The organism is Pararhodobacter marinus (assembly GCF_003122215.1).
Lineage (GTDB): Bacteria > Pseudomonadota > Alphaproteobacteria > Rhodobacterales > Rhodobacteraceae > Pararhodobacter > Pararhodobacter marinus.
On sequence record NZ_QEYD01000004.1, the window covers coordinates 226992 to 243022 of the forward strand.

A 16031-nucleotide genomic window follows, 5' to 3' on the forward strand; every position below is an offset into this window, starting at 1 on the left:
TGGCCGGTCATTCCATCATCGGGCGCAGTTCGGCGGCGATTTCCTCGCCCGCGCTTTCCACGATGGTGGCCCAGGCCGCGTCCATGGCAGTCTGGCGATACGCTTCCTCGTCGGCGCCGGTCAGTTCCAGGCGCTGGAAGCCCGCCTGCTCCATTTCCGCCACGCCCTGGGCCAGGTCGTCTTCCCAGATCTCATCCATGCGCGGCGCGAAGTCGTCGCGCAGGAACGAGACCAGCTCGGCCTGCGTTTCGGCCGGGATCTCGGCCCAGGTGTCGGGATTGACCAGCACGGGGAAGCCCGCGCGATAGACGCCGGGATAGATGACCTGTTGCACGATGCCTTCGAATTGCAGGTGATTGCCGACCGGACCCTGCACGAAACCGTCGACGGTGCCGCGCTCCATGGCGGTGAAGATCTCTTCCATCGGCAGCACGATGGGCTCGGCGCCCAGCGCCTGGATCAGCGGCAGCAGGGTCGGGAAGACGCGGATACGCTTGCCCTGCAGCTCGTCCAGCGACTCGATGGGTTCCGCAAGGTAGATCAGGAAGTCGAGATCGGTCGCCGGGATCTCGCCCAGCAGAACCAGGCCCTGCTCTTCGTGCAGCTCGGTCAGACGCTCGTGGTAATCGGTCGCGGCGATGGTTTCGTAATCGTTGAACGACAGGTTCATCGTCGGCGAGGCAGGGACCAGACCGCCGTAATAGCTGGGGCTGGTATAGGCCATGTCGATCGACCCGTTGCGCACGCCCTCGGCCTGACGGAAGGGCGGCATCACCTCGGGGCCACCGCGCCAGACGATGCGGACACGGCCTTCGAAGCGCTCGTTCACCTCGTCCACGAACAGCGCGAAGGGCTCGGTGATGTTCACCTGGCGCGGGGCCAGCGTGACGGCGTTCAGGACGACTTCATCGGCCAGCGCCGGGGCGGCGGCACCGACGAGACCGGCGGCGACAACAGCGCTTTTCACGAGGGCGCTTTTGAACAGATGTTTCATGGTGACTCCCAGTTGGTATTGGTTACGAGAGCGGCACGGACCATGCGTCATACGCATAGACCCAGTCCGCGTTGCTGCCTTTCTTCAACCACTCATTGGCCAGAGAACTTTCCTGGATGCGCGCCGTACGCGGCTTGCGCTCGGCCTCGTAGGCGGCAAGCGCGGCGTCCACGTCGGCGGCATCGGTCAGGGCGCGGGCCAGCACGACCGCGTCCTCGATCGCCATGCAGGCGCCCTGCGCCATGAAGGGCACCATCGGATGCGCGGCATCGCCCAGAAGCGTGACGCGGCCCTTGGCCCAGCGTTCCATCGGTTCGCGCACGAACAGTGCCGAGGCGGTGACCTCGTCGCAGGCATCGAGGATCTTGCGCGCTTCGGGGTGGAAATCGGCATAGGCGCTGCGCAGCGCGTCGATATCGCCGGGCAGGGTCCAGCCCTCTTCGGTCCAGTCGTCCTGCGGGGTGGTGGCGAAGACGAAGATTTCACGCCCCAGCGTCAGCGGAAAGACGACGATCTGCTTGTCCTTGCTGGTGCCCCACCACTTGGTGAAGGCGTCGATATCGGCCATGCCTTCGACCCGTTCGCGCGGGAACACGCCGCGATAGGAGACAAGGCCGGTGAATTCCGGGTCGTCCTGGCCCCACAGCGCGGTGCGGGTGGGTGAATGGATCCCGTCCGCGCCGATCACCAGATCAAAGGTCTTCTGACTGCCATCGGCGAAGTGGATGGTCGCGTCGGTCGCGCCCGGCTCGACCTTCTCGACCCTGGCGCCCAGGTGGATGCAGCCCTCGGGCAGCTGGTCTTGCAGCGCCTGCAGCAGGTCCGCGCGGTGGATGGTCAGTTGCGGCGCGCCGTATTTCTCTTCGGCCGCGGCGCTCATCGGCAGGCGCGAGGTTTCCTCGCCCGTGAGACCGTCGCGGCTGATGCGGAAGGTGGGGCGCGCGGCCGAGTGGCGCAGGAACTGGCCGACGCCCAGCTTGTCGAGCGCGAAGACCGCGTTCGGCGTCAGGTTGATATCGGCGCCGACGCGGTTGAACTTCGCGGTGCGTTCGAAAACCTCGACCCGGTGACCGGCCTTGCGCAGCGCGATGGCGGCGGCCAATCCCCCCAGTCCCGCACCACAGATCCCGATGGACAGCGTCGACATGCCAGTTCCCCGCATTCTTTTCGTAGGTGTTCTATTGTGAACATAGCGTTCAAACAGGCTAGACCGCTTCCAGAAACCAGTCAAGGAATTTAGCGGGGCTTTGTCCGGGCGGGCCATCGTGACGCCGGGACCTGCCGTCCGCAGGCACAAGGCGCTGTTCAAATACGCTTCAAGTGTTCTATAATGAGCGAAAATTCGAGGGAGTGACGCATGGACGGCGATGGCAAACCCAAGGCGGCGGAGTATTCCGTTCCGCCGGTCGAGCGGGCGCTGAAGCTTCTGCGTCACATTGGCGACGGTAACACCTGCCGCAATCTGAGCGCCACGTCCGAAGCGCTGGGAATCAACCGTACCACGCTGATTCGCCTTATTCACACGCTCAGCACGAACCGCATGATCGAGGAAATCGCCAACGGCGCGGGCTATCGGCTGGGCGTCGGGCTGATCACGCTGGGATCGCAGGCGATGCACGGGCGCGATCTGGTGCAGGTCTGCCAGCCGGTTCTGGCCGAGCTTTGCGCCGAAACGGGTATGTCCGCGCATATGGGCATCCTTGACGGGCCCGACATCGTCTATCTCAGCCGCGAGACACCCAACACGCACCTGGTCAGCAACGTGCGCGCCGGGTCGCGGCTGGCCGCCCATGCTTCGTCCATCGGACGCGCGATCCTGGCCGAGCTGAGCGAGGACCAGATCACCGCGCTTTTCGCGGATGCGCCGCTGCCCGCGAATACGTCGAAGACCCCCGTCACCCTGTCCGAGGTCCTGGAACAGGCGCGCGCCGACAGGGCGGCGGGCGTGGCGTGGAGCGAGGGGAATTTCGAAGCCGGTATCGGCTCTTGCGCGGCGGCGATCTTCGATCATCAGCGCACGCCGGTGGGGGCGCTGAACGTCTCGGGCCCGCAATCGGCGTTCTCGGCGGAAGCGGCCGAGGGTACGGACCGGATCCGGAAAGCGGTCAAGGGCGCGGCTTTCCGGGCGTCGCAGGCGCTGGGCTACATGCCCCGCGCCTGACGCTTTCGCCACGGGCAGGGTTTCACGGCCAGCGCGCCCACGGGTGCGGGCGGCCGGACATATCCTCGTAGATCGACTTCTGCGACTGGTAGGCGCGCAGCCCCGCGCGGCCCTTTTCGCGCCCGATGCCGCTGGCCCCGTCGCCGCCGAACGGCGTCGAGATCGAGAATTGCTTGTAGGTATTGATCCAGACCGTCCCCGCCTTGATCGCCCGCGCGATGCGCTGACATTTGACGTGGTCGCGGCTCCAGATCCCGCAGGCGAGGCCGTATTCGTTGTCGTTGCCCGTGGCGATCACGTCGGCCTCGTCGTCAAACGGCATCACCACCAGAACCGGGCCGAACACCTCTTCGCGGCAGATCCGGTCGGTATTGGCGACATCGGCGATGATCGTGGGTTCGTAGAAGGCACCCACGTCCAGCCCTTCGGGCCGTTTGCCGCCGCACAGGACCCGCCCGCCGTCTTCCAGCGCCATGGCGACATAGCCCTCGACCGAGGCGCGGTGATCGGCATGGACCAGCGACGAGACCTGCGTGTCCACGTCGAAGGGATGGCCGACCTTCAGCGCCTTGGTCGCGGTGACCAGACGGTCGACGAAACGGGCGTAAATCGAGCGCTGCACGAACAGGCGCGAGCCGGCGATGCAGCTTTGCCCGCTCGATGAGAAGATGCCGAACAGGATGCCGGCGATGGCCAGATCCTCGTCGCAATCCTCGAACACGATGGTGGGGGATTTCCCGCCCAGTTCCAGCGAAACGGGCATCAGCTTGTCGGCGGCGATGCGCGCCAGATGCTTGCCGGTCGAGGTGCCGCCGGTGAAGGACACCTTGGCGATGTCCGGATGCTCGACCAGCAGGTTGCCGACCTCGCGCCCGGATCCGGGCAGGACCGAGAACAGGCCCTTGGGCAGCCCCGCCTCGTCGATGATCCGCGCGAGTTCAAGGCAGACCAGCGGCGACCAGCTTGCGGGCTTCAGCAGCACCGCGTTCCCGGCGGCCAGGGCGGGCGCGACCTTTTGCGCGTCGGATGCGATGGGCGAATTCCACGGCGTGATCGCGGCGACGACGCCCAGGGGTTCATGCACCGATAGCGTGGTGTAATCTCCGCGCGGCACGGTCAGCAGCTCGTCCGAGGTTTCCAGAACGGCGGCGAAATAGCGGAAGGTCGCGGCAGCCGAGGCCGCCAGCGCGCGCGTCTCGGCCAGCGTTTTCGACGTGTCGCGGCTTTGCACCCAGGAAATGCGGTCGATATCGGCGCTGATCCCTTCCGAGATACGGTAGAGATAGCTTGCACGCTCATGCGGTTTCAGCGCGCCCCAGGCGGGTTGGGCGGCCTTTGCCGCGGCAATGGCCTCGTCGACATCCTCGCGCGAGGCGCCGTTGAAGGTCTGGTTCTCGGTTCCTTCGGCGGCGAAGATCGAGGTGATCGGCGCGCCTTTGCCCGCGCGCCACTGGCCGCCGATCAGCAGATGGCCGTTCGAGAAATCGTGACTCATGCTCTGTCCTCAGATGACGATGCCGGCCGAGCGGTTCAGCACCGCGCGCGCGACGCTGTAGGCGGTCGAGGCCGAGGTTTTCGGATTGCGCGGCGAAGCTTTGGCAGTCAGCGTGACCGCGAAATCCACCGCCTGCGACTGCACGCTGAATTCATGCGTGTTGGTATCGACGCCGGGATCGGCGACCAGCCGAACGCGGGTCTCGTCCATGCCCAGACCGGCGATTGCCAGCGTGGCGGCGACATTGGCGTTCTTGGGGTATTGCGTCGCCGCCTCGCGCGCCGAGCCTTCGAAGAACACCGTGGCTTCGGTCAGCGCGGGCAGATCGACGGCCTGTTCGGCGGGCGTGCCGCTCCAGGCGCGGGGCGGTTTGCGGCCAGTATACGTGACGCCGGTCAGGCCCGACAAGCGGGCGGCCGCCAGCATGTCGATGCCGCCGATGGCGCCCGCAGGCAGCACGAGCTGGGCCGAGCCGCCCTCGGCGGCGGCTTTCAGCGCGGCCTCGGTCTGCGGGTCGGCCAGCGCGCCGATCGACGCGACAACAATGTCGATCTGCGCGCGCAGGATGGCGGGGCCGAACTGGGCCACGGCGGTATGGCTGGCGCATTCGGCGATCACGTCGGGCCGGGCAGCGAACAGGCCCGTCGTGTCGGACACGACATGGACCGCGCAACGCCCGGCGACCTGCTCTTGCGCCGCAGCCAGCGTTTCGCCCGTCTTCTCGGGACGCACCATGATGACCAGTGCCTCGGGCGGCGGGTCCTGCGCGCAGAGGATGTCGATCAGGTCGCGCGCGATCGAGCCGAAGCCGATGATTCCGATCGTCGTCACGACTTGCCCCCGGCGGCCCCGGCGGGCGGGCCGGCAAAGGCCACCGCGTAAGGGCCGATGGCCGTCATGTCGACCTCGACCACATGCGGGCCCTTGCGCGTCATGCTCTCGTTGAAGACCGCCTCGAACGCGGTGATGTCGTCAACCTTGGTATGGGGCAGGTCGATGGCATCGCACAGCTTGGCGAAATTCGGCGTCTTCAGTTTCGAGTAATGCCGCCGCCCGTCATACTGGGCATCCTGGATGTTCTCGATCACGCCGTAAGCCTGATCGTTCATCAGCAGGAACGTCATGTCGAGATCTTCGTCCACCGCGGTGATCAGCTCGGCCAGGCCCAGCATCGTGCCCCCGTCGCCCAGAAGCGTGACGGTGCGCGCATCGGGCGAGGCGACGGCAGCGCCGATGCCCATCGCCACGCCCTGACCGATGCCGCCCCCCAGCGCGTGCACGCCAAGATTGGGCGCACCGATCTGGACGTAACGGTTGCCGAAGGTCGAGTTCGAGATCGTCACGTCGCGCACCCAGGGATGCTTGCCCGCCGGGATCACGCTCATCAGGTGATCGGCGATGACCTGATACGGTCCCAGCCGCTCGCGCAGGACGCCCTCGGCCTTGGCGCGGGCGACGGCGATGTCATAGGCCTGCTGCGGGTCCACATCCAGTTTCGCGGGCAGCCGGTCCAGAAGCCCGCGCAGGGTCTTGGCCGCATCGCCGCACAGGAACAGGTCGACCGGGTAGTTGCGGCCGTATTGCGTGGCGTCGGCGTCGATCTGAACCAGCGGACGGGGCAGCGCCATCTTGTTGTTGAGCGTCTCGTTCCCCCGCAGACGCGAGCCCACGACGATCATCAGGTCGGATTGCGCGTAGATTGCCTGCGCCTCGGGCGTCATGTTGAACGCGCCCAACGTGGCGGGGTTCTCCTCGGGCACCACGGCGCGGCCCTGGGTCGAGGTGACGGCGCCGAAACCGCGCGCGACCAGCTCGGTCGCTTCGGCCTGCGCGCCGCGCGCGCCGCCTCCCAGCCAGATCATCGGGCGTTTGGCCTGTTTCACCATCTCGGCCAGCGCATCGAGGCGCGTCTCGTCATTGCCGGGAAGCGCGACGACGGGGGCCACCGCCGGGTGGCCGTCCATCGCGTCAAGCCGCTGCACATCGACCGGGATCTCAAGGCTGACGGGGCCGGTGGGGGGCGTCAGGGCCGCGCGCACGGCGGCTTCAAGCGTGCCGGTGGCGGATTTCTCGTCCCAGATGCGGAACACGGCCTTGGACACGCCGCGCAGCATTTCGGGCTGTTTGGGCACGTCGTGGATGGCGGCGCGGTCGCGATCCATGAATTCGCGGTCGATCTGGGTGGTGATGTGCAGCACACGGCTGCCGGCGGTCAGGGCCTCGGCCTGCGCGCCGGCGGCGTTGCCCGCTGCAGTCCCGGTCGAGGTGATGACCACGCCCAGCTCGCCCGTGACGCGCGAATAGGCGTCGGCCATGCCCATCGCCCCGGCCTCGCCCCGCGCAGGGACGAATCGGATGCGGTCCTGCGTGGCGATGCCGTCGAGGATCGGCATGTTGTGGATCGAGATCACCCCGAACACCGTTTTCACCCCGATATCGGCAAGCGCGCGGGCGATCTGATAACCGACTGTTTCCGTCATGAGCGGATCTTCCTTGAGAGGTCAGGCGAAGCGCGAAACGCCGCCCGAGATTTCCAGCTGTGCCCCGGTGATGTAACTGGCGGCAGGAGAGGCGAGGAAAGTCAGCGCGCGGGCCGCTTCCTGCGGGTCGCCCAGACGTCCGAGGGGGATCTTCTTCTTGGCGGCGAGCTGCCCGTACCACTCGGCGCGCGACTGGCTCTGATCCTCGCGCGCGTCGAAGCGGCGCTGCCATTGCTGGCTGTCGACCAGACCCAGCAGGATCGAGTTGACGCGCACCTTGGGGGCCAGCTCGACCGACAGGGATTTCAGCAGGTTCTGCACGCCGCTGCGCGCAGCCGAGGTGCAGACCATATGCGGCTCGGGCTGATAGGCCAGCAGCGAATTGACCGCCACGATGGCGCCCGCGTCCGAGGCTTTGAGCATCGGCAGGCAGGCATGGATCGGGTTGAGCTGGCTGAAGAATTTCAGCTCAAGCTCGTCGCGCCAATCCTGCTCGGACGTGTCGGCGAAGGTCGACACCCGGCCCTGACCGGCATTGGTGATGAGCACGTCGCAGCCGCCGAAACGGTCGTTCACCTCGGCGGCGAAGGCCTCGACCTCGGCCCGGTCGAGCACCGAGAACGCCTTGGCAAGGACCCGGTCTTCCCCGAACTCGCCAGCGAAATCTGCGCGGACCTTTTCCAGCCGCTCGGCGCCCCGGGCGCAGATGGCGACGTTTGCGCCTTCTTCCAGCAGGCAGCGCGCGGTAGCCAGACCGATGCCCGACGACCCGCCGGTGACGATGGCCGTCTTGTAGTTCAGTTGCAGATCCATGCCGTCACTCCGGTTTGGGGAAGCCAAAATCCGGCCGTCCGGCCATCACGGTGCGTTGCGCGGGCGTGGGCGGGCCGGCGGTCATCCACTGGTCCATCGCCTCGGGGTCCGAGCGCGACCAGACGCGCGCCTCGTGCGTGTCCTCGTCGATCAGCTCGACATCGGCGGTGAACTCGATGACGAAGCCCGAGGGCGAGACGAAATAGGCGAACGGGTTGTCGCCCGGCCCGTGACGGCCCGGCCCCCAGCTGGGAACCTGTCCGTTCTGCTTCATCCGGCCGATCGCGCGCATGAAGCTGTTGATGCCGGGCACTTCGAAGGCAACGTGGTTGATCGACGGATACTGCGCCCGCACCAGCGCCACGGCGTGATGGGTTTCGTTGCAGCGCATGAAGGTCATCTGATCGGCGGAATAGTCGCTGGTGCGGAAGCCCAGCACGCGCGCATACCACGCCTCGGAGCCTTCGAGATCGGGCGTGTTGAACACCAGATGCGAGATCTTGTGCGGATAGGCGTGTTTCTGGGACGCCTCGCGCATCTGCAGATCGGTGGTGAAGCGCAGGCGGCGGTTGTCGGGGTCCAGCATTTCGAACCCGTAGCCGCCGATCTTGTCGTTGAAGAGCGCGGGCGCGCCCAGCACGGTCCCGCCCTCGGCCACGACCTGCGCATAGAGCGCGATCATATCGTCGCGGTTTTCCATGCCGAAATGGGCGTATTCGATGCCATAGGTGTCGCCGTCCTTCAGCCCGTAGAGAAAGGGCTCGGCGCTGGTGCCGTGCAGATAGACGATGCCCTCGTCGCTGGCGGCTTCGTGCAGGCCCCATTGCTCGGTATAGAAGGCCTTGGTCGCGGTCATGCCGGGCGCGCGCATGACGATACCGCGCAGATGTCCGACGCTGATCTTGTCAGCCATGATGTCCTCCGGTCGGGCTGGGCATGCGCGCATCCGCATGCGGGGGGATGAGCTGCAAAAGCGCCTGAACGAAGTCCTGCGGCTTTTGCAGATAGACGGCGTGGCCGGCCCCGGCGATGTCGATGCGGCGCGGGGTCTGGCCGGTCGTGGCAAGCGCGCGCATCGCGCGCTCGGTCTGGTCGGGGGGCGTGACGATGTCCCCGGCCCCCAGAATGAAATCGCAAGGTACCGTCACGCCGCGCAGATTGGCCTCCAGATCGCCACCCGCCAGCATCCGCACCGCCTGCGCGTAGCCTTCGGGATCGACCTGCGCCATGCCCGCCTCGACGCGGGCGACAAGCGCGGGATTGGCCTCGGGATCGAAGATGAGGCGCGGCGCGCGGGTGCGGGCGAATTCTGCCGGTCCCAGCGCGCGCAGGTCGGTGATCCGCGCGGCCACCTTGGGCGGCAGGTCGTCGCCGGGCGCGACGGCATAGCCACAGGCACTGGCGGCAAGGATCAGCTGCCCGACCCGGTCGGGATAGGCGCGGGCAAAGGCACTGCCCATCAGCGTGCCCAGCGAATGGCCGACGATGATCACCCGGTCACAATCCAGCGCATCGAGAAACCGCGCCAAGGCATCGGCATAATCGCGGTCGGTCGGCCAGTCGACGGCCAGCCGCTCAGAGCCGCCATAACCGGGCGCATTCCACGCGATCAGGCGGGGGCCTTCGGGAATGAGCGGCATGAGGTCGCCAAAGGAGGCGGCGTTCGAACCGATGCCATGCAGGAACACGATGGCAGGATCGCGGCCATCGCGGCCGATCCACTCGATCCCTGCCTTGCGTCCCTGCCGTTCCATCGCGCTACCCGTTCGCTCCGTCGCGTTCAAATATGAACAACTCGTTCAAAAATGCTAAAGCGAGATCGGGATTGTGTCAACGACAGATTGCAGCCGGCTTCCCGTGGCGCAGAAGCGGGCACGACGGAAAAGGCCACGCGCGCGGATGCGGCGTGGCCTTGAGGCGGTGCGCGATGGTCGGGCGACGGCCCGTCAGCTTGCGGCGGCGAGAGCCTTCGCGCCGTCCGGATCGGTGACGAACAGCGTCATGTTGCGCAATTCCATCGAGAAATTCGTGCGCGGCAACTGGATCACCAGCGTCAGGTAATCCGAGGGCTGGGCCAGCGGCTGCCCCTCGGCGACCGGGTGAATCAGGGTCCTCTGTACGGGTTCGCCCGAGCCCCGCAGCGGCATGGCGATCGGCGTATCCGCCAGCTCGCCACCCTTGAGGGCGCGGATGAACACCGGAAGGCTTTCGCCCTCGCAGCCCTCGATCTCGAAGACGAGGCCCAGTGCCGACCCGGCGGGCACATGCCCCGGCCCGAGCGACAGGTTGAAGTTCAGCCAGCGCGGCTTGCGCGCGATCTCGGCGTCAAGCCGGAACAGGCTGCCCAGCTTGGGGCGCACGCGCAGGGTGGCGTCGCCCTGATCGGCGTCCCAGCTGAAATAGGCCCCGTCGCGAAGGGTCAGTTTGTCACGGTCATGGGCGGGAAGATGTTCGAAACGAAGGGAATGAATAAGCGAAGAGGCGGTCAGTTCAATCGGATTGGTCACGCGATGCCTGCTATGGGTGGCGGGCCGGAACACATGGCCCTTAGAACGGAACTGGGTCATGTTATGATGCGGTTTGCGGCTTTGTCGAGGGCGGGGATACCCCCGCACGGCAAAGCGCCGCATCTGTTGCGCTCATGCGATACGCATCCGCCCGGGCCGCGAGACGCGCGCAGGCCGGGCCAGAGCCCGGCCCGGGCGGGGGCGCATCAGCCCGGCCAGACGGGCAGGGCCGCGATCACCGATTCGGCATCGGGCAGCGGCGCCTCGCCGTCACCCGGTTCCGCGCACAGGGCGATCAGCGCCTCCCAGACAGAATCGCGCCAGGCGCTGAAGGTCTCGGCCTCGTCGACCCAGCTTTGCACCTTCGAGGCGCGGTAACTCACGCAGCTGACCGCGCTGTTGTAGCCCAGCATCCGGGCGCGGGCCTCGATATGGGTGTCGACGGCGGCGACGATCTGCGCGCGCTGCTCGGCGCGGGCCGCCTGGGCGATGTCTTTCGGGGTCCGGATATGAAGCTGGAAGGTCATTGTGCGACCTCGCTGCTGTGGCGGGTGGCGGGAATCGTGACCGCGCCGTCGGTGGCGTTGACATGCCACGCCGTGCCGGGTTGCTCCGGCGCGGCATCGTCGCCCAGCGTCACGCGAAGGGTGGCATGAATCTCCCCGTCGCGCCGGGTGATCGGCGCGATGAAGGGATGTCCGTCACCGTCCGCGATGGCCTCGCCGCCCTCGGGGACGGGCGACAGGTCATAGCTCTGGCCGTCGACGATCAGGCGCTCGCGCTCGACCGCGATGGTGGTGGTGGCGCTGCCGGGCAGGCCGCGGATGGGGGAAAGTGTCAACTGCATGGGGAACCTCGTCAGAACCAGCGCCCGATGGCACAGGCGAAAATCGTCTTGGCGGTGGAGGTGCCGGGCGCCGAGGACGACCACGGCATCAGCAGCACCGCGTTGGTGGCCGGCACGCCCCTCGGGCGGCAGCCGGCGATCCAGTCATTGCCGATATGCGCGGTGGCAGTGACACAGGGCGGGACGGAAAAGAGCGCGGCATAGGTCCAGGTCGCGGGCGAGGCGCGGCGGAACAGGCCGCTTTCCGCGGTGCCCCAGGCGGTCGCGGTATCGTCGATGGCGTGCCAGCATATCTGAGTCCCGTCGGCCAGCCGGACATAGCTGCCATTCGCATTCGCGCCGCGCTCGAGGACCGCGCCGGTAGGGATGCCCGCCGACTGACCGACCGGACCCACCAGGTTGCGCGAATGCACGAGTTGTGCCCAGGGATGCCAGGTGCCGCTGTCGTCCTGCGTGCGCACGCCCCAGCGGTTGCCCAGCCCGCCATTCGACGCGATCTGCGCTTTGCGCGTATTGCTGCGCTGGAACGAGATCAGCGCCCCGGCGCCACCGATGAAGCCGGGGCTGTTGGCCGCCGAGGCGCCGATGGTCCAGAAACCCAGACCCTCGATCGTGTCGAGATCGGTATTCTCGGGACTGCCATCGCCCGGCGAGAGGCGCGTATCGCCGACTTTCAGCAGCCGCCCGGCGGTGGCGTCGGTGGCGCTCTGGGTGATGGCGCTGCCGCTGGCAAGGCCGGTGATCGCGGGTGCGGCGAGGGTCTTGTTCGACAGCGTCTCGGCCCCGGCCTGCGTGGCCAGCGTGCCGGTCGTGGGCAGCGTCAGGGCGCTGGGCGCGATCGTGGTCAGGTTCAGCGCATGGGCACCGTTTCGCGTCAGCGTCGCGCCCGCCGGGTTGGCCACCCCCGTCCCGCCCGAGCCGGGCGCCAGCGGCGCGCCCAGCGACAGGGCGCCCATCGCGGTATTCCCGGTCGCGGCGTCGATTTCCAGCGCGGTGGTCCAGCCGCTGCCATCGGCCGAGACCTTGACCGCGAAGTCGTCGTTGCCCGTGGTGCCCATCTCGGCCCGGCCGGAATACCCGGTCTGGAACAGAAGCGCGGCGGTGTCGCTGCCGCTGTCCTTGTTCACTACCAGCCGATGCCCGGCGCCGGCATTGTCGAGAAGGGTGGACGCGGCCCGGACCGACAGCCTGTTGGTCGCGTCGTAACTGGCGTTGATACCGAGGCCCGGCAGGTTCTGCAGCGGGGGCAGATCGGTGGCAATCCAGGCCGTCCCGCTCCAGACCCGCAGATCGCTGCCCATCGCGCCGCGCCAGCCGGGGCGCGGGGTGATGAACAGCCAGCCGCCATTCGACCACGCGGCCAGTTCGCCGTCATGGCCGACCCAGTCGTTGACCGCGCCGTTGCCCACCGCCCAGACCTGCCCCTCATCGGGGGCAAGCGGCGGCGTGGTCTGGGAAAAGGATTGCAGCACCAGCTGGACGATCAGGTCCAGCGCCTCGAGCGCGGCATTGTGGGTGACGTGTTTCTGCGCCTGCGATGCCTGCAGATAGGGCAGGGACAGGTTGGGGGATGTCTCGTCCATCGGTGGGCCTCCTGGTCGGGGCCGGACAATGGCGGGCAAGTGCTAAGACGGGACGAGGTGACAGCGACGGCGCGTTAACCGTACTGCCCTGCAACACGGCCGGGACTATCCCAGCCGCGCGCGCAGGGTTTCCAGCCCTTTGGCCAGCAGGGCCAGTGCGGCGTCGGGGTTTTCGGCCTCGGCGTAAAAGCGCAGTTCGGGCGCGTTGCCCGAAGGACGCAGGTGAATGATCCGGCCCGAGGCCAGCGTCAGCCGCAAGCCGTCGGTCGTATCGGTCCCGGCAAGGCTTGCATCGCCGAATTCCGCAAGGAACCCCGCCTGCGCCGACGCATCGGTGCTGAGCGCGGCCACCAGCGCGGCCGAGGCTTCGGTCGGGACCTCCTGCAGCCGGTCGGCGGCGGTGAAGCGCGCGGGCTCGGCCGCCACGCGGGCGCTGAGCGGCCCGGCCCCGGCGGCGACGAGCGTCGCGATGATCGGCAGATGGCTGTCGCGGGTCATCAGCGCGGGCAGGGGGCCAGCGGGTCCCGTGGCTTCGAACCCCAGCAGAAAGCCGCCATTCGCCTCGTAGCCCACGACCCGCTCGCCCGGCACACGCTCCATCCCGGCGATGACAAAGGGCGAGCCGATCTTCGTGCGGATCACCCGCAGCCCCAGCGTATCGATGCCGGTATTCGACGAAACCGGCGTGACGGCGGTCCGGGCCTCCAGAAGCTGCGCGGCGATCTGGCCCAGCACGTCGCCCGGCACCACCTGTCCGGTCTCATCCGTCACCAGCGGGCGGTCGCCATCGCCATCGGTCGAGACGATGGTATCCAGTCCCTGCGCAGCGGCGGTGTCGCGCAGGAAGGCGCGCACAGCCTTGGGGACCGCTTCGGTATCGACCGGGATGAAGGTATCGGACCGCGCGATCTCGGCCACGTCGGCGCCGAGCGCCTGCAACGTGTCGATAAGCAGGTCGCGGCCCACGGCGCTGTGCGACCACACACCGACGCGCTTGCCCGCCAACGCCTGCGCGCCAAAGGCAGTGACATAGCGCGCAACGAAAGCCGGGCCGGGGTCGGCCTGCGCCAAGGCACTCTCGGGGCCAGTGGGAGCCGTGGCATCCAGCGCGGCCAGGATCGCCGCCTCGTGCGCCTTGGTGATCTCTCCCCCAGGCGTGTAGAATTTCAGCCCGTTGCGATCGGCGGGAATGTGGCTGCCGGTGACCATCACCGCCGCCGCCCCTGCGCCCATCGCCGCCAGCGCCAGCGCCGGGGTCGGCACCGCGCCGCAATCGGTGACATCGACGCCCGCCCCCCGCGCCGCCGCGATCACGTCGCCGGCGATGCGGGGCGAGCTGTCGCGCAAATCGCGCCCCACGAACAGGCCCGTCCCGACCGGACAGGCGCGCAGGAAGGCCGCGACATGCGCGCCGATCAGGTCGGGCGTCAGCTCGACGACCAGCCCGCGCAGGCCCGAGGTTCCGAATTTCGGCGCCATCGCCTTACCCTTTCGCGCCCTGTCCGCGGGCATAGACATCCTCGTAGCGGATGATGTCGTCCTCGCCCAGATAGGCGCCGGTCTGCACCTCGATCAGCACCATCGGCAGCTTGCCGGGATTCTCCATCCGGTGCTTGGCGCCCAGCGGGATATAGACCGACTGGTTTTCCGAGACGAGCTTCACCTCGTCATCGATCGTCACCTTCGCCGTGCCCTCGACCACGATCCAGTGTTCGGCCCGGTGGTGGTGGCTTTGCAGGCTCAACGCGGCGCCCGGATGGACATGGATGCGCTTGACCTGAAACCGCCCGCCCACGACGAGGCTTTCATACCAGCCCCAGGGCCGGAAATCGCGCGGCAGCGTTTCGGCCTGCGGTACCTGTCGTGCCTTGAGCGCGCTCACTGCGTTCTTCACATCCTGTGCGCGGTCCTTGTGGGCGACCAGAACCGCATCGGGCATCGCCACGACCACCATGTCCGTCAGCCCGATCCCCACGACCTGCAGCGCGTCGTTTTCCGACCGCAGGAGCGTGTTCTCGCAATCGATCGACAGCGCCTCGCCCGAGGTGACGACGCCGGTCGCGTCGCCCTCGCCCTCGCGCCAGACGGCTTCCCAGCCGCCAAGGTCGGACCACACGCCGCCATAGGGCACGACGCTGAGGTTATCGGCCTTTTCCATCACCGCGTAATCGATCGAGATATCCTCGATCCCGCCCCAGGCGGCAGGGTCGAGCCGGGTAAAGGCCAGGTCTTCCTGCGCGGCGTCGAGCGCCGCGCGCACCTGTGCCAGGATCTCCGGCTGATAGGCCTTGAACGCCTCGACCAGCTTGTCAGCGCGGAACAGGAAGATGCCCGCGTTCCACAGGTGCCGTCCGCCGTCCAGCATGGCCTGCGCGGTGGCAAGGTCGGGCTTCTCGACGAAGCGTGCGAGCGGCTGGGCCACGGGGCTGAAATCGGCATCGGGCTGGGCGCTGAGTTCCAGCCAGCCATAGCCGGTTTCGGGGCGGTCGGGACGGATGCCGAAGGTCACGATCTGTCCGGCCTGCGCCGCCCCGGACGCGGCCCGGACAACCTCGCGGAACCGGGCGGCATCAGGGATCACATGATCCGAAGGCGCGACCAGCACAAGCGCGTCGCCGCCCACCTGTAGCGCGGCGGCCAGGATCGCGGGGGCGGTGTTGCGCGCCGAAGGTTCGATCAGGATCGCGCCGGGGGTAATGCCGACCTGCAGCAACTGCTCGGTGACGATGAAGCGGAAATCGCTGCCGGTCACCACGACGGGCAGGGCGAAACCCGGGCCCGAGAGACGCTGCGCCGAGGTCTGAAACAGGCTCTTCTCGCCCGTCAGCGGCGCGAATTGCTTGGGATAGGATTTGCGCGAGAGGGGCCACAGGCGCGTGCCGGAGCCGCCGCAAAGAAGAACAGGATGAATCAGCATTCGGGCTTTCCGGAAACTCGTATGATGGGCGGGGCCGGCACCGGGGATTCGGACCGTGACACAGGGTATGGCCCTGCAATGTGAAAGGAATTTCTGTCAATAAATTGTTCACCAGCCCACATTCCCGCCAAAGTTTCCGACAGTTCCGGCGCGGCGCTGCAAGTGGCTTGCCGCGGGGCGCCGCGCCCGCGCGGCCAATCCCGCGCGCGGCGGTCAGGCGAAAGACCGGGGTGG

General features: G+C 67.6%; 15 protein-coding genes. 1 reads left to right on the forward strand and 14 read right to left on the reverse strand.

All coding sequences use genetic code 11. The annotated features are described in order from the left end of the window. Positions 1–7: 7 nt before the first annotated feature. On the reverse strand, positions 8–994 hold the full coding sequence (gene dctP / locus C4N9_RS07940; RefSeq protein ID WP_168192165.1) for a TRAP transporter substrate-binding protein DctP: 987 nt from the start codon (positions 992–994) through the stop codon (positions 8–10). Between the two features lie 22 nt (positions 995–1016). Next, complete coding sequence (locus C4N9_RS07945; protein WP_109532778.1) at positions 1017–2141, reverse strand: FAD-dependent monooxygenase; 1125 nt, start codon at positions 2139–2141, stop codon at positions 1017–1019. A gap of 210 nt (positions 2142–2351) precedes the next feature. On the opposite strand from C4N9_RS07945, the gene C4N9_RS07950 reads away from it, so the two are divergent. Then, positions 2352–3155: an IclR family transcriptional regulator gene (locus tag C4N9_RS07950; RefSeq protein WP_109532779.1), complete on the forward strand. Its 804-nt coding sequence runs from the start codon at positions 2352–2354 to the stop codon at positions 3153–3155. Positions 3156–3177: 22 nt separating this feature from the next. Here the strand turns inward: C4N9_RS07950 and C4N9_RS07955 are convergent, their stop codons facing one another. The 12 genes from C4N9_RS07955 to C4N9_RS08010 form a co-directional block, all read right to left on the reverse strand. Next, positions 3178–4650, reverse strand: coding sequence for an aldehyde dehydrogenase (locus C4N9_RS07955; RefSeq protein ID WP_109532780.1), 1473 nt, complete (start codon positions 4648–4650; stop codon positions 3178–3180). A gap of 9 nt (positions 4651–4659) precedes the next feature. Next, positions 4660–5481 (reverse strand): aspartate dehydrogenase, encoded by an 822-nt coding sequence (locus C4N9_RS07960; RefSeq protein ID WP_109532781.1) that lies wholly within the window; start codon positions 5479–5481, stop codon positions 4660–4662. Continuing rightward, positions 5478–7130, reverse strand: a complete 1653-nt coding sequence (locus C4N9_RS07965) for a thiamine pyrophosphate-binding protein (RefSeq protein ID WP_109532782.1) — start codon at positions 7128–7130, stop codon at positions 5478–5480. Before C4N9_RS07965 ends, C4N9_RS07960 begins: the two co-directional genes overlap by 4 nt. Before the next feature lie 21 nt (positions 7131–7151). Continuing rightward, positions 7152–7943, reverse strand: a complete 792-nt coding sequence (locus C4N9_RS07970) for an SDR family oxidoreductase (RefSeq protein WP_109532783.1) — start codon at positions 7941–7943, stop codon at positions 7152–7154. Positions 7944–7947: 4 nt separating this feature from the next. Then, complete coding sequence (locus C4N9_RS07975; RefSeq protein ID WP_109532784.1) at positions 7948–8856, reverse strand: VOC family protein; 909 nt, start codon at positions 8854–8856, stop codon at positions 7948–7950. Then, a complete protein-coding gene (locus C4N9_RS07980) occupies positions 8849–9697 on the reverse strand; it encodes an alpha/beta fold hydrolase (protein ID WP_109532785.1) in 849 nt (282 codons plus the stop codon). Before C4N9_RS07980 ends, C4N9_RS07975 begins: the two co-directional genes overlap by 8 nt. A 192-nt stretch (positions 9698–9889) precedes the next feature. Next, positions 9890–10450 (reverse strand): hypothetical protein, encoded by a 561-nt coding sequence (locus C4N9_RS07985; protein WP_146195136.1) that lies wholly within the window; start codon positions 10448–10450, stop codon positions 9890–9892. 206 nt (positions 10451–10656) lie between these two features. Beyond that, the gene (locus C4N9_RS07990) at positions 10657–10977 is read right to left on the reverse strand and encodes a hypothetical protein (protein ID WP_109532787.1); all 321 of its coding nucleotides are present in this window, start codon (positions 10975–10977) and stop codon (positions 10657–10659) included. After that, positions 10974–11297, reverse strand: coding sequence for a hypothetical protein (locus C4N9_RS07995; protein WP_109532788.1), 324 nt, complete (start codon positions 11295–11297; stop codon positions 10974–10976). The genes C4N9_RS07990 and C4N9_RS07995 overlap by 4 nt, the downstream gene beginning before the upstream one ends. A gap of 11 nt (positions 11298–11308) precedes the next feature. Then, positions 11309–12880, reverse strand: a complete 1572-nt coding sequence (locus C4N9_RS08000) for a DUF2793 domain-containing protein (RefSeq protein ID WP_109532789.1) — start codon at positions 12878–12880, stop codon at positions 11309–11311. Between the two features lie 105 nt (positions 12881–12985). Further along, on the reverse strand, positions 12986–14359 hold the full coding sequence (locus C4N9_RS08005) for a phosphohexomutase domain-containing protein (RefSeq protein WP_109532790.1): 1374 nt from the start codon (positions 14357–14359) through the stop codon (positions 12986–12988). Positions 14360–14363: 4 nt separating this feature from the next. After that, entirely contained in the window at positions 14364–15797 is a 1434-nt protein-coding gene (locus tag C4N9_RS08010; RefSeq protein ID WP_109532791.1) for a mannose-1-phosphate guanylyltransferase/mannose-6-phosphate isomerase, read from the reverse strand. Between the last annotated feature and the right edge of the window lie 234 nt (positions 15798–16031).

What these genes read in the sequence shown, in the direction of transcription:
- C4N9_RS07965 (WP_109532782.1), bottom strand. Translation starts at nt 7,130, where the DNA reads ATGACGGAAACAGTCGGTTATCAGATCGCCCGCGCGCTTGCCGATATC.
- C4N9_RS07955 (WP_109532780.1), bottom strand. Translation starts at nt 4,650, where the DNA reads ATGAGTCACGATTTCTCGAACGGCCATCTGCTGATCGGCGGCCAGTGG.
- C4N9_RS07995 (WP_109532788.1), bottom strand. Translation starts at nt 11,297, where the DNA reads ATGCAGTTGACACTTTCCCCCATCCGCGGCCTGCCCGGCAGCGCCACC.
- C4N9_RS07970 (WP_109532783.1), bottom strand. Translation starts at nt 7,943, where the DNA reads ATGGATCTGCAACTGAACTACAAGACGGCCATCGTCACCGGCGGGTCG.
- C4N9_RS08010 (WP_109532791.1), bottom strand. Translation starts at nt 15,797, where the DNA reads ATGCTGATTCATCCTGTTCTTCTTTGCGGCGGCTCCGGCACGCGCCTG.
- C4N9_RS07950 (WP_109532779.1), top strand. Translation starts at nt 2,352, where the DNA reads ATGGACGGCGATGGCAAACCCAAGGCGGCGGAGTATTCCGTTCCGCCG.
- C4N9_RS07945 (WP_109532778.1), bottom strand. Translation starts at nt 2,141, where the DNA reads ATGTCGACGCTGTCCATCGGGATCTGTGGTGCGGGACTGGGGGGATTG.
- C4N9_RS08005 (WP_109532790.1), bottom strand. Translation starts at nt 14,359, where the DNA reads ATGGCGCCGAAATTCGGAACCTCGGGCCTGCGCGGGCTGGTCGTCGAG.
- dctP (WP_168192165.1), bottom strand. Translation starts at nt 994, where the DNA reads ATGAAACATCTGTTCAAAAGCGCCCTCGTGAAAAGCGCTGTTGTCGCC.
- C4N9_RS07980 (WP_109532785.1), bottom strand. Translation starts at nt 9,697, where the DNA reads ATGGAACGGCAGGGACGCAAGGCAGGGATCGAGTGGATCGGCCGCGAT.
- C4N9_RS07990 (WP_109532787.1), bottom strand. Translation starts at nt 10,977, where the DNA reads ATGACCTTCCAGCTTCATATCCGGACCCCGAAAGACATCGCCCAGGCG.
- C4N9_RS07975 (WP_109532784.1), bottom strand. Translation starts at nt 8,856, where the DNA reads ATGGCTGACAAGATCAGCGTCGGACATCTGCGCGGTATCGTCATGCGC.
- C4N9_RS08000 (WP_109532789.1), bottom strand. Translation starts at nt 12,880, where the DNA reads ATGGACGAGACATCCCCCAACCTGTCCCTGCCCTATCTGCAGGCATCG.